Genomic DNA, 18,795 nt, shown 5'->3' with positions numbered 1-18,795 from the left:
GGCCAGGCTGCATTCGCCTAAACAGCACCCGTCACTTGCCGTCCGTCCCCATCATCATTGCGAGTTCGATCCCGTTCCGTGCCCCCATTTTCGACAGGATGCGGCCGCGATGGACCTCTACCGTTCGCATGGCGATGTCGAGCGTATCGGCGATCTGCTTGTTCAGGGCACCCGACAGCATCAGCCGCATGACCTCTTCCTCGCGGGGCGACAGGGTGGCAAGGCGTGCGGCAATGTCGCGGCGGGCGGCTTCCTCGGCCTCGGACGCTTCAAAGCTTTCAATGGCACGCAGGGCGAGATCGACGATCTGGTTGTCGTTGAAGGGTTTCTCGAGAAAGTCGAAGGCACCGGCCTTGAGCGTCTGAACCGCGACCGGAACATCTGCATGGCCGGTCAGGAAAATCACCGGCACCTGGATGCCTTGCGCGCGCAGACGCTCGTAAACCTCCGGACCGTTCAGGTCACCCATGCGCACGTCAAGGATGATGCAGGAACAGTCCTCGAGCGGCAGGGCAGCAAGAAACGCCTCTCCCGAGGGCCAGCATCGGGCTGCCAATCCGCGCGAGGCGAACAGAAAGCTCAGCGCGTCGCGTATCGGTTCCTCGTCATCGACGATATGGATCATGCCGCCCATGCGTCATTCCCCTGTTCTCGACTGGCGAGTGGCAGGCTGATCAGGAACGCGGTGCCCCCGTCCGGGACGGGGCGGTGATTGAGCTGGCCGCGATGCAGTTCGACGATCGAGCGGCAGATTTTCAATCCCATCCCCATCCCTTGTGCCTTGGTCGAGGCGAATGCGTCGAAAAGCCGCCCCGTCATCTCGTCGGAAATCCCGCCTCCCTGATCCACGACTTCGATCATTGCATGTTCGCCCTGCGCATGGAGACGAATGCGCAGCATATCGCCGTGACGTTTGTCCGCCATTGCTTCCATGCCGTTGCGGATCAGGTTGATGAGCACCTGTTCCAGCAAAATTCTATCGGCCGACAATGGCGGCACCGGCTGGATATCGGTTTCGAGCAAGACGCGATGCGCGCGGGCATCCGCGTTCAGGAAAGCAACGGTTTCCACGATCACCTCATCAAGATGGACATCCAGAAAGCGGGGTTCGCGTTTCTTGACCAGATCCTGGATATGGCGGATGATCTGCCCGGCCCGATCCGCCTGACGGCTCAGCTTGCCGGTGGCGTCGCGCAGCATGACGGGATCGAGCTCCTTATGCCCCAGCAGGTTGGTCATTCCCGCCGCGTAAGAAGCGATCGCCGAGAGCGGCTGATTAAGCTCATGTGCCAGTGTCGAGGCCATTTCACCCAATGTGACCAGCCGTCCCGTGCGAGCCATGGTCTCATCCTGTTCACGGGCCAGCCGGGCGGCGCGCTTCTGGTCGGTGATATCGATGACCGAGCCCATCCAGCCGCGATGCACTCCGGTTGCATCGATCAGCGGCGCCTCGTAAACCTGCACCTCGATCTCGTGGCCGTCCTTGTGGCGGAAATGGGTTTCGAAACTTTGCGGCACGGCCTTCGAGTTTTCGAGGTGGCGATGCCGCGCCTCTATCTCTTCCAGCCATGCCGGGTCCCAATAGGGCATTGGCGGGCTATGCCCGATCAGTTCCGATGATTCCCTTCCCACGAGATTGCAGAAAGCCGAGTTGACATAAAGAATCCGTCCGTCGTGATCCCTGGCCCGCAGGCCCACGGTCAGGCTTTCTTCCATTGCCCGGCGAAAGGCGGTTTCACCGCGAAGCTGGGCTTCGGCCGCGCGGCGACGCTTGGCGCTGCCGAACAACACCGCGAGGGCGAGAATGGCGAATGCCGCCAATGCTGCGATGACCCCGAAAAGCAGCGCCGAGCGAATAGCCTGTGGCGCATCATAGGCGGTGATCTGCAATAACGTTCCACGCAACGGAGGATCGAAGCTGATCGTGTGGCTGGGATTGCCGGGATCGGGTGTCAGCAACTGCCTTGCCGCGAAATCCTGACCTCCCGTGTCCCGGATACGCACGCCATATTGTTCCGCGATCCACCACGGAACATGTCGTTGCAACAGAAGCGGCAGCGACACGGTGGCGGTGACGAAGCCCGCCTCGTCCGGCAGCGCCAGCCCCATCGTCACCCGCCCGTCGTCGGCGACATCGCCATAGACCGGCCGAGCCCCCCTGGCGCCGGGTTTCGCCAACAACGCCACCAGTTCGTCATCGCCTGGCGCGCCGGCATTCGGCAGGGCGCGCGTGCGGCGACCGCTGCCGTCATGCCAGACGACCGAAAGGATCTCGGGATTCGACGCGATATGCAGGCGCGTCCGGGTGTCCAGCACGGCGGAGGAGGTGCCCGAGGCCGCTTCGAGCGCCTGCCGCACGAGCATGTCCTCATCGACGGACATCTGCAGGCGCAGCGTCTGTTCGACCCACAGTGCATCAGTTGCCAGCTTGACCCGCGCCTGCTCGGCCTCGTTGCGGCTGACGATCCAGACCACGGCGGCGACCAGGGCCACAAGGGCGATGATCGCCACCAGCGGAACCAGGGCCAGCATGTCCAGCCGCCGTGGAGTGGTCTTGGCGCCGACGGTCCAGGGATCGTCCAGCGCCGAACCGCCTGTTCTGGCCGATGCTGCCTCCCTCCTGTTCACGCCATTTCCTCTTTCTATTGCGGAAACCCACAATAACGACAGGATGACAATCGTGGCAAGAAATCGCAGACCGCCGGAAGTGCGGAGAAGGGGGAGGAACCATGATGCTGAATCGGCGCAACTTCACCCGGCTGGCGGGAGCTGCCGTGATCGGCCTGCCTGCTTTGCACCCGGCACGGGCCGAGGCCAGGATCACCATCAAGTTCAGCCATGTTGTCGCCCCCGACACGCCCAAGGGCAAGGCTGCCGACAGATTCAGGGAACTGGCGGAGAAATATACCGAAGGGGCGGTCAATGTCGAGATTTATCCCGGCAGCCAGCTATACAAGGACAAGGTGGAGCTTGAGGCCTTGCAACTGGGGGCCGTGCAGATGCTGGCGCCTTCGTTGGCCAAGTTCAGCCCGCTCGGGGCGCAGCAATTCGAGCTGTTCGACCTGCCGGTGCTGTTCGATGGGCGCGAGAGCCTGCGCAAGATCACCGAAGGCGAGATCGGCGAAGAGCTGCTGAAGATGCTGGAGCCCAGGGGAATTGAAGGGCTGGCATTCTGGGACAACGGCTTCAAGATCATGTCAGCCAATTCACCCCTGCACTGGCCCGGTGATTTCAAGGGGCTCAAGATGCGCATACAGGCGTCGAAAACCCTGGAAGCGCAGATGCTTGCGCTTGGCGCGATGCCTCAGGTTCTTGCTTTTTCAGAGGTTTATCAGGCGCTTGCGACCGGTATCGTCGATGGAACCGAAAATCCGCCATCGAACATGTTCACGCAGAACATGCATGAGGTTCAGAAACATGCCACGATTTCGCGGCATGGCTATATCGGCTATGCGCTGATTGTGAACCAGGCATATTGGAAGAATTTGCCGGGCGATATCCGTACCGAGTTGGACAGGGCCGTGCTTGAGGCGACTGAATACGGCAATTCGATCGCGGAACAGGTGAATGATGAAGCGCTGGAGGCGATGAAGGCCCTTGGCACGACCAGGTTCCACGAGTTGACCGGTGAGGAACGCGCCGCGTGGCTGGCGGCGCTGAAGCCCGTGCACGAGCAGATGGCCGACCGGATCGGTCCTGATCTTATCCAGCAGGTCTACGACGAACTTGAACTTGATCGCTGAGGCGCCTGGATATCGGGAAGGAGCCAGATAGAGCTATTTTTCAAACCCTTGCAGGGAGTAAGTTAACCTTTTGTTCAGGAGTGGATGACAAAACACGAATGCGAAGATTGAAAGGATTCCCCATGAAGAAAATCGCACTCGCATTCGCTGCTCCACTGATTCTGGCTGCCTGCGTCAACCCCGAGAAGGTTGCAAAGACCCGCATCACCGACGCCAACATGACCTGCCAGCAGATCGCCCAGGAATCGGCGCAGATCGAGCGATTGAAGAAAGAGGCCAAGAAAGGAACAGGCATGTCGGCGCAAAATGTCGCCGCTGTTGTGCTGTTCTGGCCGGCTGCAGTCGGCAATTACATGAACGGACAGGAAGCGCTTGAGGCCGCACATGCGCGTGAGGCGGTTCTGGCGGGGCTGGGGCAGCGCAAAGGCTGCAACTTCGCTGCTGGCTGACCGCCGTCGCGTCCGCTTCCCCAAAAAAGCGGGCGCGTGATAATGGATCACGCACCCGCCGATATCATCCTGTCAGGGCCGCTGCTTATTCCGCTTCATCCGCGGGTTTGGCATTGAGCAGGCCATATTTCTCGGCACCGATGGTGGTATGCAGCTCGATCTGGGTTTCGAGGAAGTCGATATGGCCTTCCTCGTCGGCAATCAGATCCTCGAACAGTTGCTTGCTGACATAATCGCCGACCTTCTCGCAATGATCGCGCGCCTCGATATAAAGCGTGCGCGCGTCATGTTCGCCAGCCAGATCCGATTCGAGAGTTTCCTTGAGATTCTGGCCGATCCGCAGCGGGTCGAGCTTTTGCAGATTCGGATGGCCTTCGAGAAAGATGATTCGCTGGATCAGCCGATCGGCGTGATGCATTTCCTCGATCGATTCGGCGCGCGATTTGTTCGCGATCCGCCCGTAACCCCAGTCTTCCTGCAGGCGATAATGCAGCCAATACTGGCTGACAGCCGTCAATTCAGACCGCAGTGCGGCGTTGAGATATTCGATGACCTTTTTGTCGCCCTTCATTTCGGGAGCCCTCCATGCTGCCTGTTCTTGCCCGCAAAATCGGCGGGGCTACCCCCACACTATCGCAGTGGCGCATGGTGTCCAGAAACAGCGGCATGCAACTGCCGCAATCTGCACGTTTCCCGAGGGCGTGATAGATCTTGCCCGGCGTGATGATCGTCTGCGGATCCGCCGCACGCATCCAGTCGATCGCGGCATGGATGTCGTGATCCGAGATTTGCATGCAGTGGCAGACGATCATTGGCAAGCTCCTGTCACCCGAACTCCTACCAAAATTGTCAGTCATGTAAAGACCAAGTTTTTCACTTTGTCTTTATGGCGGTGAAATCTCTCGTGATTTGATTGACGTCAACTTGACCGGGCAGGCGGGCCGGCGCACAAGCGCTGTCATGAAACTTTCTGATTTCGATTTCGACCTGCCCGAGCACCTGATCGCGACGCGTCCCGCGCGACCGCGCAGTTCGGCGCGCCTGCTTCTGGCAGAGGGGCGGGGGATCGCGGACCGGCATGTTTACGATCTGCCGCAGATCTTGCGCCCCGGCGATGTTCTGGTGCTGAACGACACCAAGGTCATCCCCGCGCGCCTGACCGGAACCCGGACGCGGCGGACCGGGCAGGGCGAGGTTGCGGCGAAGATCGAGGTGACGCTGCTGGAGCCCGCCGTGGATGGTTGGCAGGCGCTGGCCAAGCCATTGCGCAAGCTGCGCGAGGGCGAGGTGATCCGTTTCGGCGAGGCGCTGTCCGCCGAGGTCGTTGAGATCGCGGGAGGCGGCTTGCGGTTGCGCTTCGATGCCGAGGGCGACGCCTTTGATGCGGCGCTGGCCCGGGTGGGGGCGATGCCGCTGCCGCCCTATATCGCGTCGTTGCGGGCGCCCGACGAACAGGATCACGAGGACTACCAGACCATCTGGGCCGCGCGGCGGGGCGCGGTCGCCGCCCCGACAGCCAGCCTGCATTTCGATACGCCCCTGCTGGAGGCGCTGGAGGCGCGCGGCGTCGAGTTCGTCCATGTCACCCTGCATGTCGGCGCGGGAACCTTCTTGCCCGTCAAGGTCGAGGACGTGGCCACCCACAGGATGCATGCCGAGTGGGGTGAGGTCAGCGGGGCCGCCGCCGCCCGGATCAACGCCGCGAAGGAACAGGGACGGCGGGTTATTCCGGTCGGCACCACGGCGCTGCGGCTGATCGAATCGGCCGCGTGCGGAGAGGATCGGATAGCGCCCTTTTCCGGCACGACAGAGATCTTCATCTATCCAGGCTATCACTTCCGGGTGAGCGACGGGCTGATGACCAATTTCCACCTGCCGAAATCGACCCTGCTCATGCTGGTCTCGGCGCTTATGGGAATGGAAGAAATCCAGCGAATTTACGCGCATGCCGTCGCGGCAGAATATCGATTCTTCAGTTATGGAGACGCATCGCTTCTGTTACCCTGAAATCGGTTCCACGCTGGAAAGCGCGCGCGATCGGGATTAGGGCAGAGTGCTTGACCGATCGGGTGCAGGACGAAGGACGGGTTTCGAGATGAGTTCGGTGATGCGCAGCACATGGCCGCTGTTGCTTGGCGTTCTGTTGCTGATGGTCGGCAACGGGATGCATGGGACGTTGCTGGGTATTCGTGGCGGGATCGAGCATATCGCAACCTTCCAGATGTCGGTCGTCATGGCTGGGTATTATGGCGGCTTCCTGCTGGGCAGCCTGACCGTGCCGGGCATCATTCACAATGTCGGTCATGTCCGTGTCTTTGCGGCACTCGGCTCGATGATCTCGGCAATCCTGGTGCTGTTCGCCATCGGGCCGAACTGGATTTCCTGGACTATCCTGCGTTTCCTGATCGGCTTTTGTTTCTGCGGCGTCTACGTGACGGCGGAAAGCTGGCTGAACGAGGCTTCGACCAATGAGAACCGGGGCAAGACGCTGGCGGCCTACATGGTGGTGCAGCTTCTGGGAATCGTTTCCGCGCAGGCCCTGTTGAATGTCGGCGATCCGGCGGGATTCCTGCTGTTCGCCATTCCCTCGGTGCTGGTGTCGCTGGCCTTCACGCCTATCCTTTTGTCGGCACGTCCTGCTCCGTCATTCGAGACGATCAAGCGGATGTCCTTCCGGCAACTCTACGTCGCGTCGCCGCTGGGCTGCGTGGGTATCTTCCTGATGGGCGGCGTGTTCGCTGCGCTGTCAGGAATGTCCTCGGTCTGGGGGGCCGAGATCGGGTTGTCCGTAGCCCAGATCTCGTTTTTCGTGGCGGCGATCTATACCGGAGGGCTGGTGCTGCAATACCCGCTTGGCTGGGTGTCGGACCGTATAGACCGGCGCAAACTGGTGCTGCTGCTGGCCGCGATCGGAGCGCTGACCACATTGATCGTGGTGGTGGTGCAACCCGGTGCGCTCGGGCTGGCGCTTGCCGGTGCGATGCTGGGCGGCGTATCGCATCCGATCTATGCGATGCTGCTGGCCTATACCAATGATTACCTGGACCAGTCGGACATGGCGGCTGCCTCGGCGGGGCTGCTGTTCATCTATGGCGTCGGCTCGCTTGGTGGCCCGCTGATCACCGGCTGGCTGATGGGCGTGGTCGGCCCGGATGGTTACTGGATCTACATGGGAGCACTGCTGATATCGGTGGCGATTTACGCCGGTTGGCGGATGACACGCCGTCCCGCATTGTCCCCGGAGGAGCAGGGCAGCTATGCCGCCATCGGGACCAATGTCACGGCGCTGGTGCTTGAGACCGCGCTGGATGAGGCGCAGGCCGACGATACCTCTCCGACAGGAGAAGAAAACGGGGACGAGCCCGGGCTTGGCGATGACGACGAAAAGGCGTCGCCGACCGGCTGAACGCGGGTTGTTACCCCCGGTCCTTGCTGACCTCCGGATAATGGTTTAACGCTGAACTATCTTCAGCAATCGGGGGACCGGATGGCTCAGAATTTCGATATGGTGGTGGTCGGCGCAGGACCTGGCGGTTATGTGGCTGCGATCCGGGGGGCGCAGCTTGGCCTGAAAGTGGCCTGTGTCGAGCGCGAACATCTGGGCGGCATCTGTCTCAACTGGGGCTGTATTCCCACCAAGGCGCTGTTGCGCAGCGCAGAGGTGTTCCACCTGATGGAGCGGGCGAAGGATTTCGGCCTTTCCGCCGACAAGGTGGGTTTTGACTTGGACAAGGTGGTTGACCGTTCCCGCGGGGTGGCCAAGCAATTGTCGGGCGGCATCGGCCATTTGTTCAAGAAGAACAAGGTCACCGTCATCATGGGCGAGGCGAAGCTGACCGGAAAGGGCAAGCTGAGCGTCAAGACCGACAAGGGAACCGAGGAGGTCACCGCGAAATCCATCGTGCTGGCCACCGGCGCGCGGGCGCGGGAATTGCCGGGGCTGGAGCCGGACGGCAAGCTGGTCTGGAACTACAAGCACGCGCTGAAACCACCGCATATGCCCAAGAAGCTGCTGGTGATCGGCTCGGGTGCGATCGGTATCGAATTTGCCAGCTTCTTCAACACGCTCGGCGCCGATACCACGGTGGTCGAGGTGATGGACCGCGTGCTGCCTGTCGAGGATGCCGAGATCAGCGCCTTTGCCAGGAAGCAATTCGTCAAGCAGGGCATGAAGATCATGGAAAAGGCGACGGTCAAGAAGCTGGATCGCGCCGCCTCCAAGGTGACCGCCCATATCGAGTCCGGCGGCAAGACCGAGAAGATGGAATTCGACACGGTGATCTCGGCGGTCGGCATCGTCGGCAATGTCGAGGGGCTGGGGCTGGAGGAGCAGGGCGTCAAGATCGATCGCACCCATGTCGTGACCGATGAATATTGCCGCACCGGAATCGAGGGGCTTTACGCCATCGGCGATCTGGCCGGGGCGCCGTGGCTGGCGCACAAGGCCAGTCACGAGGGCGTCATGGTGGCCGAACTGATCGCGGGCCAGCATCCGCATCCGGTCAAGCCGAACTCGATCGCGGGCTGCACCTATTGCCAGCCGCAGATCGCCAGCGTCGGCTATACCGAGGCGCAGGCCAAGGAGAAGGGATACGAGATCAAGGTCGGGCGTTTCCCCTTCATCGGCAATGGCAAGGCAATTGCCCTTGGCGAGGCCGAGGGGATGGTCAAGACCGTGTTTGATGCCAGGACCGGCGAATTGCTGGGTGCGCATATGGTCGGTGCCGAGGTGACCGAACTTATCCAGGGCTATGTCGTGGGCCGCACGCTGGAAACGACCGAGGCGGAACTGATGGAAACCGTCTTCCCGCATCCGACCCTGTCCGAGATGATGCATGAGGCGGTTCTGGACGCCTACGGCCGGGCCATCCACTTCTGATAGCGCCTTGGCGTGATGGAAACTGGCGGCAGGCTTTGTGCTCCCGCCGTCGGTTTTGCAGCGATTCTCTCCGCCGCAGGATATTGATCTGATGACATGGCCGCGATGCGGTGCGAGCCGGGCAGGCTCGGCCTTTCGGGGCAAGAAGAAAGGCCGGGCATTTGCCCGGCCTTCATCTGTTTGCGGATGGGGCGCGATTACTCGCGGTTGCCCAGGAACTGCAGCAGGAACATGAACAGGTTCAGGAAATCCAGATACAGTTGCAGCGCACCCATGATCGCGGTCTTGCCCAGGAATTCGCTGTCCGAGCCGGCAAGACGCAGGTAGGTATTCTTGATGTTCTGCGTGTCGTAGGCGGTCAGGCCCGCGAAGATCAGGACACCGAGCAACGAGATCGCGAACTGCAGGCCGCTGGACTGCAGGAAGATGTTCACGATCGAAGCGACGATCAGGCCGATCACCCCCATGATCAGGAAGCTGCCCCAGCCCGAGATGTCTTTCTTGGTCGTGTAACCCCACAGCGACAGGCCCGCGAAGGCGATGGCCGTCACCAGGAATGTCTGCACGATCGACAGGGACGTGTAGACCAGGAATATCGAACTGATCGACAGCCCCATCAGGGCGGCAAAGCCATAAAAGACCATGGTGGCCGTCTGAACCGACATGCGGTTCAGCATGGCGCCAAAGCCGAAGACCACCAGCAGCGGGGCGAACATGATCACCCATTTCAGCGGCGACATGTAGATCGCCGAACCAAGCGCGGTCAGCTGACCGCTGGCATCGACGGCGAGCGTGCTGATACCCCAGGCAAAGACGGCGGTCACAAGCATTCCGACCGACATCAGCCCATATACGCGGTTCATATGGGTCCGCAGCCCTTCATCGATCACCGCCGAGCGGGTGCCGACGCCCTGCGCGGTACGGTACGAGTTGTATTCTGCCATCAATGTCTCCCCTGTAGGAATGGCGTTGCTGTCATGGCCATTATATTGGCGAGATCCGGCCATGTTTCAACTGTCGGAAAGGTCAAATGCGCGTGGATCAGGGGTAAATGAGGATCTTTCCGATGGCGCGGCGGCTGCGCAGCATCTCGTAACCCTCGGCGATCCGCGACAGCGGCAGGGCTTCGTCCGCAACCGGAAAGAGTTTGCCTGCGTCGAACAGCTGGAAAAGCTGTGACAGGCTGTTGCGCCGCGCAGCCGGATTCAGGCTGTCATAGCCTCCCCAGTAAAGCCCGTGAATGGCGATATTCTTGACCAGTGCGTGGTTAAGCGGCAGGTCGGGCGTGCGGCCGCCGGCAAAGCCGATGACCAAAAAGCGTCCTCCCCTGCGCAAGGCACCGAATGCGGCCTCGCCCGGGGCGCCGCCGACCGGGTCGTATACCACGTCAACTCCGCCCAGTTCCCGCAATGCCGCCTTCAGGTCGGCGCATTCGGCGCTGTCGATGACCTGCTCTGCCCCGGCATCGCGGATCGCCTGCAATTTCCCGGCACCCCGGGCGATGCCTATCACGCGGGCGCCCAGGGCCCGCCCGATCTCCACCGCGGTCAATCCGACACCGCCTGCCGCGCCGAGGACGGCGAGGGTCTCTCCTTCTTTCAGGTCCGCCCGCATGGTAAGCGCCAGGTGGCTGGTGCCATAGGCGATCTGAAACCCCGCCGCCTGCTCGAAACTCATCCGGCCGGGCATCTTCAGGCAGGCGGTCTGTGGTGCCGAGATGACCTCTGCCATCGTGCCGGGGTGGCAGATAGCGACCCTGTCGCCGGGCGCAAACTCGCTGTTCTCCGGCGCCTCGAGCACTTCGCCCGCGCCTTCGAGGCCGGGGATGAACGGCGGTTCCGCGCGTTCCTGATACTGGCCTTTCGCCTTCAGCAAATCTGCGAAATTCAGCGCTGCGCAGCGTACCCGCAGCAAAACTTCGCCCTGCGCCCGGCGAGGCGCGGGGGTGTGTTCTATGATAGGATCCTCGCCGAACGCGTTCACTTTTGCGATGCTGTACCTGTCAGGCATCCGCGGTCCCCTGTAAATGTTAAATCAAGTCAGCTGTTTGTAGTGTAATTCTCAAGTCAGCGCCATACTTACAACTTTATCTGTATTTTTGTTAAACCTTTGCTATTCTTGCGGCGGCAACATCCGTTGATTGCGAAGCGGGCGATGGTTCAATCTGGAATTGTAATGAGGATTGATATGAAACACACAGTGGATGTACATGTAGGCAAACGGATCCGCCATCGTCGCTGGATGATCGGCATGACGCAGCAGCAGCTTGCCGACAAAGTCGGAATCAAGTTTCAGCAGATTCAGAAATACGAAACCGGCATGAACCGGGTTTCGGCGTCGCGCCTGTGGGATATTGCCCATGCGCTTGATGTGCCGGTGAATTTCTTCTTCGAGGGCCTTCACGAACAGGCCATGGAGGAGGTCGAGGGTGATATCCTCGCTGACAAGGAGGCGCTGCAACTGGTGCGGGCCTATTATTCCATTCCGGAAACGCAGCGCCGCCAGATCTTCGAGCTTGCGCGCGTCCTGTCGAATGTTGCCTGAACGGTGATCCCGGCAATCTCTTGTCGGGGACCAGGCATATCGGGACATTCGGGGTAAAACGGGATCCACTTTTCCCGAGAATGCTGTAGACCTGCCGCAGGCGGACAGGGCAGGGGCGGCCATGCAGGATGCACAGGACATTATCGATACGGCACATGAGATGGCGGATGCCGCCCGGCGGGCGATTCTGCCATTGTTCCGCAGTGCCGCGCTGGCAACCGACAACAAGCGACCCACGGATTTCGACCCGGTGACCGAGGCCGATCGCGCCGCCGAAAAGGCGATGCGCGAAGTTCTGGCGCGCCGCCGCCCCGAAGACGCGGTCTTTGGCGAGGAATACGGCCATCGCGAGGGCAGCAGCGGGCTGACATGGATCCTCGATCCCATCGACGGCACTCGCGCCTTCATCTGCGGCGCGCCCAGTTGGGGCGTGCTGATAGGTCTCAGCGACGGCCAGGGGATCCGCTATGGCCTGATCGATCAGCCCTATATCGGTGAGCGCTTCGAGGGCGGGCTTGGCCTGTCGCGGCTGACCGGGCCGGATGGTGAACATCCCCTTGCGGTGCGCCGTGACGTGGCTCTGGAACAGGCGACGCTGATGACGACCTTCCCCGAGATCGGCACCCCGGCCGAGGCCGAAGCCTTCCGGCGTGTGGCGGAGAAGGTGCGGCTGACGCGCTATGGCCTGGATTGCTACGCCTATGCGCTACTGGCCATGGGGCAGGTGGACCTGGTGATCGAGGCCGGATTGCAGGCGTATGACATTGCCGGGCCATTGGCGGTGATCGAGGCGGCGGGGGGGATCGTGAGCGATTGGCAGGGCGGCTCTGCTGCACAGGGCGGACAGATTGTCGCGGCTGCTTCGGAACTTCTTCACCGGCAGGCGCTTGACTTGTTGAACGACTGACCGGCGCGGTCTATTCAGCCCATCATAACCAGTATCGCAGGACAGGAGATCCCGGATGAGTGACGACGAGCGCCCCGAGGCCGTGGATCAGCTTGCCGAGACGCCATCGGATCGCGAGGAGGATGAATTCCTTCCGCGGCGCGAGTTGCTGGAACAGATCGACATGGCCATCGAGGCGGGGGATCCGGCACGGCTGAACGAGTTGCTCGAACCGATGCACGCCGCCGACATCGCCGACATCATCGAGCGGCTCGATACCTCCGGGCGGCGGGACTTCCTGGGGCTTTATTCCGGCGAAATCGATGGCGAAATCCTGTCAGAGATCGACGAATCGATCCGGGAAGAGGTGCTTGAGCAACTCCCGCCCGAGGTGCTGGCCGAAGCCGTCCGCGAGATGGACAGCGACGATGTCGTCGATCTGGTCGAGGATCTGGACGAGTCAGGCCGCGCCGAGATCCTTGCCGCGCTGGATGATTCCGACCGCGCTGCCGTTCAGCAATCACTGACCTATCCCGAATATTCGGCCGGCCGCCTGATGCAGTCCGAGGTCGTGACGGCGCCCGAGCACTGGACCGTGGGCGACATGATCGACTTTTTGAGGGCCGAGGAATGGCTGCCCGAACAGTTCTACCACGTCATCCTCGTCGATCCGCGCCGTCACCCGATCGGCTATGTCCAGCTTGGACGGATGCTGGCATCGCGCCGCGATGTCGCCCTGAGCGAACTGTCGGAAGAAAGTTTCCGCACCATCAGCGCCTATGCCGACGAGGGTGACGTCGCCTATGCATTCAACCAGTATCACCTGATTTCCGCTCCGGTCGTGGACAGGGATGATAGGCTTGTAGGGGTAATTACCATCGACGATGCGATGGCGGTTCTGGACGAGGAGCACGAAGAGGATATCCTGCGTCTCGCCGGTGTCGGCGAGGAATCGGCAATCACCGATACCGTGATCGAGACCCTGCGCCAGCGCTTGCCCTGGCTGATGGTCAATCTCGCCGCGGCGAATCTTGCCGCCTATGTGATCTCGATTTTCGAAGCGTCGATCCAGCAGATCGTGGCATTGGCCGTGCTGATGCCCATTGTCGCATCCATGGGCGGCAATGCCGGAACCCAGACACTGGCAGTCGCAGTCCGTGCACTGGCGACCAAGAGCCTGACCGGGGGGAATGTCTGGCGCGTCGTTCGCCGCGAGGCGCTGGTCGGGCTGATGAACGGACTGACCTTTGCGCTGGTGATGGGAATGATCGCGTGGTTCTGGTTCGACGTAAGCCATTTGCCGCTGGTCATTGCCGTCGCCATGACCGTGAATCTTGCCGTCGCGGCGCTTGCTGGCATTCTGGTGCCGCTGACATTGGAGAAACTGGGCGCGGATCCGGCGCTCGCTTCGGGGACTTTCGTGACGACCATGACTGATGTTGTCGGTTTCTTCGCCTTTCTGGGTCTCGCCTCGGCGGTGCTGCTATGAGTGCCATCGAGAAATCGGCATTACGGCGGCAGGCCCTCGCCGCCCGGGAAAAGCAGGGGGGTGATCAGGCTGGGATCACCCGGCATCTTTCCACAGCCCTGGAACCTCACACCGGAAAGATCCTTTCGGGGTATTGGCCGATGCGGGGGGAGGCCGATCCGATTCCCGTAATGCGCGCGCATCGCGGCCCGCTTTGCCTTCCTGTCGTGACCGGCAAGGCCGTGCCGCTGGTCTTTCGGGAATGGCAGGGCGATACTCTGGAACCGGGACCATTCGGAACTTCGCATCCGCCCGAATCATCCCCGGTGCTGCAACCCCAGATATTGATCGTGCCCCTCGCGGCGTTCGACCGGGCGGGAAATCGCATCGGCTATGGCGGTGGCTATTACGACAGAACGCTGGAATTGCTGCGCGGGCAAGGGCCCGTGACGGCCATCGGGCTGGCTTTCGCAAGTCAGGAACTGCCCTCGATTCCGGTGGAAAGCTTCGATCAGCAGCTGGATATGATCGTGACATGCCGCGAAATCATCCGGCCGGTTTTATCATCACCTCGATAATCCGGGATTGTGGCTTGTCTGCACCAGCTGTGCACAACCTGGGGATGATCCGGGGATAACCCTGTGGAAGAAGACTGAACTTTCGCCCATTTCTTGCTGTATTCATTGACATAAATTCCTATGCGGCTGCGGTTTTGGCCCTTTAGGGTGCCGGATTGTGTGCGAATCCCGCCAAACGGGTTCACGCGGATGTCAACGGCAATCTGTCCCCAGATTCTCAAAAAAAGAAGTTGAAACGATGACAATAACGCGTCACTTTGTGTGATGTGGCCATGGCGGCACAAGATGTGGTGGGGTAGCCCGAAGCAGCATCGCGGCCAGGCTCGGAATTTGGTTCATCTTGATATGGCGGCGATCTGCCTGCCGGGCCCGGTTGTGCGACCGGGTGGCGGTATCGGTTTGCCTGTCGTGAGAAGGGCGCAGTTCCGGACGAGGGACAGTAACGGCAATAAAGCACCAAAAAGGGGCAGGACATGAAGATCGAACGGCGCTTTACCACCGAGAAGAGTGGCGCATATGGCGAGATCGAATTCACCACGACGGTCAGCGAGATCCGCAACCCGGATGGCAAGATCGTCTTTCGCAATGACAGCGTCGAGATCCCGAAGGGCTGGAGCCAGGTCGCAAGCGACGTGATCGCCCAGAAATATTTCCGCAAGGCCGGCGTTCCCGCGGCGCTGAAGCGGGTGAAGGAAAAGGGCGTGCCCGAATTCCTGTGGCGCAGCGTGGCCGACGAAAAGGCGCTGGAGGGCCTGCCCGAAGAGGCGCGCTATACCGGCGAGACCAGCGCCCGGCAGGTCTTTGACCGGTTGGCGGGTGCCTGGGCCTATTGGGGCTGGAAGGGCGGCTATTTCACCGATGAATCGGATGCCCGCGCCTATTACGACGAGATGCGCCACATGCTGGCCCGGCAGATGGCCGCGCCGAATTCCCCGCAATGGTTCAATACCGGGCTGCACTGGGCTTACGGCATCGATGGGCCGTCGCAGGGGCATTTCTATGTCGATTACAAAACCGGCAAGCTGGTCAAGTCCGACAGCGCCTATGAGCATCCGCAGCCGCATGCCTGTTTCATTCAATCCGTCGCCGACGATCTGGTGAATGACGGCGGTATCATGGATCTGTGGGTGCGCGAGGCGCGGCTGTTCAAATACGGCTCGGGCACCGGCACCAATTTCAGCTCGCTTCGCGGCGAGGGAGAGAACCTCTCGGGCGGCGGCAAATCCAGCGGGCTGATGGGGTTCCTGAAGATCGGCGACCGTGCGGCGGGCGCGATCAAGTCGGGCGGCACCACGCGCCGCGCCGCCAAGATGGTGATCTGCGACATGGATCACCCCGATATCGAGCAGTTCATCAACTGGAAGGTGATCGAGGAACAGAAGGTCGCCAGCCTCGTCGCCGGCTCCAAGGCGCATGAGGCGAAGCTGAACGAGATCTTCGCCGCTATCGGCGAATGGGACGGCAGCATCGAGGACGCGACCGACCCGGCGAAGAACGACGGGCTGAAATCCGCGATCCGCGGCGCCAAGAAGGCGATGATCCCGGAAACCTATATCAACCGCGTGCTGCAATATGCGCGGCAGGGCTTCGACAGCATCGAATTTCCGACCTATGACACCGATTGGGACTCCGAGGCCTATATCAGCGTCTCGGGTCAGAATTCGAACAACTCGGTGCGGGTGACGGATGCCTTCCTGCAGGCGGTGCGCGACGATGCCCCGTGGGAATTGCTGCGACGCACCGATGGCAAGATTGCCAAGACCGTCTCGGCCCGCGAACTCTGGGACCAGGTCGGTCATGCCGCGTGGGCCTGTGCCGATCCGGGTATCCAGTTTCATGATACGGTGAATTCCTGGCATACCTGCCCGGCAGATGGCCCGATCCGGGGCAGCAACCCGTGCAGCGAATACATGTTCCTCGACGATACCGCCTGCAACCTGGCGTCGATGAACCTGCTGAAATTCTACTATGACGGCCGTTTCGACGCCGACGCCTATGTCCATGCCACCCGGCTGTGGACAGTGACGCTGGAGATCAGCGTGCTGATGGCGCAGTTCCCCTCCAGGGAGATCGCGCAGCGGTCCTATGATTACCGCACGCTCGGGCTGGGCTATGCCAATATCGGCGGCCTGCTGATGAATATGGGGCTCGGCTATGACAGCGATGAGGGTCGGGCGCTTTGCGGTGCGCTGACCGCGATCATGACCGGCGTGGGCTATGCCACCTCGGCCGAGATGGCCTCGGAACTGGGTGCCTTCCCCGGCTACAAGCGCAATGCCGAGCATATGCTGCGGGTGATCCGCAATCACCGCGCCGCAGCCTTCGGCACCGACGCCTATCACGGGGTCAACGTCAAGCCGGTCGCGCTCGACGCCGACAACTGCCCCGATCAGCGGCTGGTCGCCGTTGCCCGCGAGGCCTGGGACGAGGCGCTGACCCTGGGCGAGGATCACGGTTTCCGCAACGCGCAGGCCACGGTGATCGCACCGACCGGCACCATCGGGCTGGTCATGGATTGCGACACCACCGGGATCGAGCCCGACTTCGCCCTGGTCAAGTTCAAGAAACTGGCCGGCGGCGGCTATTTCAAGATCATCAACCAGTCGGTTCCGGCGGCGCTGGAAATGCTGGGCTATCCCTCTTCGCAGATCGAGGAGATCATCGCCTATGCGGTCGGCCACGGCTCGCTTGGCAATTGCCCCGGCATCAACCACACCGCGCTGACCGGCCATGGTTTCGGCCCGCGCGAGATCGAGAAACTCGAAGCCGCGTTGGCCACGGCATTCGATATCCGTTTCGTCTTCAACCAGTGGACGCTCGGCGAGGAATTCTGCCGCGAGACCCTTGGCATCCCCGCCGACAAGCTGAACGATCCGGCATTCGACCTGCTGCGCCATCTGGGCTTTACCCGCGCGCAGATCGAGGCCGCCAATGACCATGTCTGCGGCACCATGACGCTGGAGGGCGCGCCATTCCTGAAGGACGAGCATCTGTCGGTCTTCGATTGCGCCAATGCCTGCGGCAAGAAGGGCAAGCGTTACCTCTCGGTGGAAAGCCATATCAGGATGATGGCGGCGGCGCAGGGCTTCATCTCCGGTGCGATCAGCAAGACGATCAATATGCCCAACACCGCCACCATCGCCGACGCGCTGGCCGCCTATGAGCTGTCATGGTCGCTTGGCATCAAGGCCAATGCGCTTTACCGCGACGGCTCGAAACTGTCGCAGCCGCTGGCCTCGGCTCTGGTCGAGGATGACGAGGAGGCCGAAGAGGTGCTGGCCACCGGCAGCGCGCAGGAAAAGGCCACGGTCATCGCCGAGAAGATCGTCGAGAAGATCATCGTCAAGGAAGCCGTGCGCAGCCATCGCGAGAAACTGCCGCAGCGCCGCAAGGGCTATACCCAAAAGGCCATCGTCGGCGGGCACAAGGTCTATCTGCGCACCGGCGAATATGACGACGGTGCCTTGGGCGAGATCTTCATCGACATGCACAAGGAAGGGGCTGGCTTCCGGGCGATGATGAACAATTTCGCCATCGCCGTGTCCGTGGGCCTGCAATATGGCGTGCCGCTGGAAGAGTTCGTGGACGCCTTCACCTTCACCCGCTTTGAACCGGCGGGCATGGTGCAAGGCAATGACAGCATCAAGAACGCGACCTCGATCCTCGATTACGTGTTCCGGGAACTGGCGGTCTCCTATCTCGACCGCACGGATCTGGCGCATGTGAAACCCGAGGGCGCGAGCTTTGACGACCTTGGCGGCGGTGAGGGCGAGGGCAAGGCCAATGTCGCCCCGGTCAGCGACCAGAGCGAGTTGAAGTCACTGACCATGCTGAAACAGATCAGCAGCGCGGGCTACTTGCGCAAGCGCCTGCCGCAAGAACTGATGGTGCTGCAGGGCGGAGCCTCGCCCCGGGCGGTCGCCAGCGGCATGGCCGAGACCGCGGCATCCTATCAGGTGGCCCCGGTCGCGATTGCGGCGAGTGAGCCCGATATCCGCACCAAGGCCAGGATGCAGGGATACGAGGGCGATCCTTGCGGCGAATGCGGCAATTACACGCTGGTGCGCAACGGCACCTGCATGAAGTGCAACACCTGCGGCGGCACCAGCGGCTGCAGTTGATGAATGGGCGGGGCCGGGCAAACCGGCCCCCTGTGCTACGTCAGGCGAAGGCCGCGGGTTCCAGGGTTGCCCGCGCCCCTATCGAAGCAGCCAGCCGCCCGGCAAGAGGCGCAGCCTGACAAAAGCC

General features: G+C 61.6%; 16 protein-coding genes. 10 read left to right on the top strand and 6 right to left on the bottom strand.

Going from position 1 to position 18,795, the window contains the following annotated elements; genetic code table 11:
• Positions 1 to 31: 31 nt before the first annotated feature.
• The gene (locus C9E81_RS13535; RefSeq protein WP_122112901.1) at positions 32 to 634 is read right to left on the bottom strand and encodes a response regulator transcription factor; all 603 of its coding nucleotides are present in this window, start codon (positions 632 to 634) and stop codon (positions 32 to 34) included.
• Positions 622 to 2,628: a sensor histidine kinase gene (locus tag C9E81_RS13530; RefSeq protein ID WP_243698656.1), complete on the bottom strand. Its 2,007-nt coding sequence runs from the start codon at positions 2,626 to 2,628 to the stop codon at positions 622 to 624. The genes C9E81_RS13535 and C9E81_RS13530 overlap by 13 nt, the downstream gene beginning before the upstream one ends.
• Positions 2,629 to 2,732: 104 nt before the next feature.
• Between C9E81_RS13530 and C9E81_RS13525 the strand changes: the two genes are divergently transcribed.
• Positions 2,733 to 3,743 (top strand): TRAP transporter substrate-binding protein, encoded by a 1,011-nt coding sequence (locus C9E81_RS13525; RefSeq protein WP_122112900.1) that lies wholly within the window; start codon positions 2,733 to 2,735, stop codon positions 3,741 to 3,743.
• Positions 3,744 to 3,865: 122 nt separating this feature from the next.
• Positions 3,866 to 4,192, top strand: a complete 327-nt coding sequence (locus C9E81_RS13520; protein WP_122112899.1) for a hypothetical protein — start codon at positions 3,866 to 3,868, stop codon at positions 4,190 to 4,192.
• 85 nt (positions 4,193 to 4,277) lie between these two features.
• On the opposite strand, the gene bfr is transcribed toward C9E81_RS13520, so the two are convergent.
• Together bfr and C9E81_RS13510 are read right to left on the bottom strand one after the other, a co-directional pair.
• Positions 4,278 to 4,763, bottom strand: coding sequence for a bacterioferritin (gene bfr / locus C9E81_RS13515; protein ID WP_122112898.1), 486 nt, complete (start codon positions 4,761 to 4,763; stop codon positions 4,278 to 4,280).
• Complete coding sequence (locus C9E81_RS13510; RefSeq protein ID WP_122112897.1) at positions 4,711 to 5,004, bottom strand: (2Fe-2S)-binding protein; 294 nt, start codon at positions 5,002 to 5,004, stop codon at positions 4,711 to 4,713. The genes bfr and C9E81_RS13510 overlap by 53 nt, the downstream gene beginning before the upstream one ends.
• 148 nt (positions 5,005 to 5,152) lie before the next feature.
• Between C9E81_RS13510 and queA the strand changes: the two genes are divergently transcribed.
• From queA to lpdA, 3 genes are all read left to right on the top strand, one after another.
• Positions 5,153 to 6,199, top strand: coding sequence for a tRNA preQ1(34) S-adenosylmethionine ribosyltransferase-isomerase QueA (gene queA / locus C9E81_RS13505; RefSeq protein ID WP_122112896.1), 1,047 nt, complete (start codon positions 5,153 to 5,155; stop codon positions 6,197 to 6,199).
• Positions 6,200 to 6,287: 88 nt separating this feature from the next.
• Positions 6,288 to 7,598 carry an MFS transporter gene (locus C9E81_RS13500; protein ID WP_122112895.1) on the top strand — a complete coding sequence of 437 codons (1,311 nt, stop codon included), beginning with the start codon at positions 6,288 to 6,290 and terminating at the stop codon, positions 7,596 to 7,598.
• Between the two features lie 81 nt (positions 7,599 to 7,679).
• Positions 7,680 to 9,071, top strand: coding sequence for a dihydrolipoyl dehydrogenase (gene lpdA / locus C9E81_RS13495; protein ID WP_122112894.1), 1,392 nt, complete (start codon positions 7,680 to 7,682; stop codon positions 9,069 to 9,071).
• Positions 9,072 to 9,268: 197 nt separating this feature from the next.
• On the opposite strand, the gene C9E81_RS13490 is transcribed toward lpdA, so the two are convergent.
• Together C9E81_RS13490 and C9E81_RS13485 are read right to left on the bottom strand one after the other, a co-directional pair.
• A complete protein-coding gene (locus tag C9E81_RS13490) occupies positions 9,269 to 10,015 on the bottom strand; it encodes a Bax inhibitor-1/YccA family protein (protein WP_122112893.1) in 747 nt (248 codons plus the stop codon).
• 97 nt (positions 10,016 to 10,112) lie between these two features.
• Positions 10,113 to 11,081, bottom strand: coding sequence for an NADPH:quinone oxidoreductase family protein (locus C9E81_RS13485; RefSeq protein WP_122112892.1), 969 nt, complete (start codon positions 11,079 to 11,081; stop codon positions 10,113 to 10,115).
• Positions 11,082 to 11,258: 177 nt separating this feature from the next.
• Between C9E81_RS13485 and C9E81_RS13480 the strand changes: the two genes are divergently transcribed.
• From C9E81_RS13480 to C9E81_RS13460, 5 genes are all read left to right on the top strand, one after another.
• Entirely contained in the window at positions 11,259 to 11,615 is a 357-nt protein-coding gene (locus tag C9E81_RS13480; RefSeq protein ID WP_122112891.1) for a helix-turn-helix domain-containing protein, read from the top strand.
• Positions 11,616 to 11,736: 121 nt separating this feature from the next.
• On the top strand, positions 11,737 to 12,522 hold the full coding sequence (gene hisN / locus C9E81_RS13475; protein WP_122112890.1) for a histidinol-phosphatase: 786 nt from the start codon (positions 11,737 to 11,739) through the stop codon (positions 12,520 to 12,522).
• 55 nt (positions 12,523 to 12,577) lie between these two features.
• Positions 12,578 to 13,990 (top strand): magnesium transporter, encoded by a 1,413-nt coding sequence (gene mgtE / locus C9E81_RS13470; protein ID WP_122112889.1) that lies wholly within the window; start codon positions 12,578 to 12,580, stop codon positions 13,988 to 13,990.
• Complete coding sequence (locus C9E81_RS13465; protein WP_122112888.1) at positions 13,987 to 14,547, top strand: 5-formyltetrahydrofolate cyclo-ligase; 561 nt, start codon at positions 13,987 to 13,989, stop codon at positions 14,545 to 14,547. The genes mgtE and C9E81_RS13465 overlap by 4 nt, the downstream gene beginning before the upstream one ends.
• A gap of 473 nt (positions 14,548 to 15,020) precedes the next feature.
• Positions 15,021 to 18,668, top strand: coding sequence for a vitamin B12-dependent ribonucleotide reductase (locus C9E81_RS13460; RefSeq protein ID WP_122112887.1), 3,648 nt, complete (start codon positions 15,021 to 15,023; stop codon positions 18,666 to 18,668).
• The last annotated feature ends 127 nt before the right edge of the window (positions 18,669 to 18,795 follow it).

Origin of the sequence: Paracoccus alkanivorans, from assembly GCF_003697785.1 — a bacterium.
Taxonomy (GTDB): Bacteria; Pseudomonadota; Alphaproteobacteria; order Rhodobacterales; family Rhodobacteraceae; genus Paracoccus; species Paracoccus alkanivorans.
This window is presented reverse-complemented; position numbering and strand designations above follow the sequence as displayed.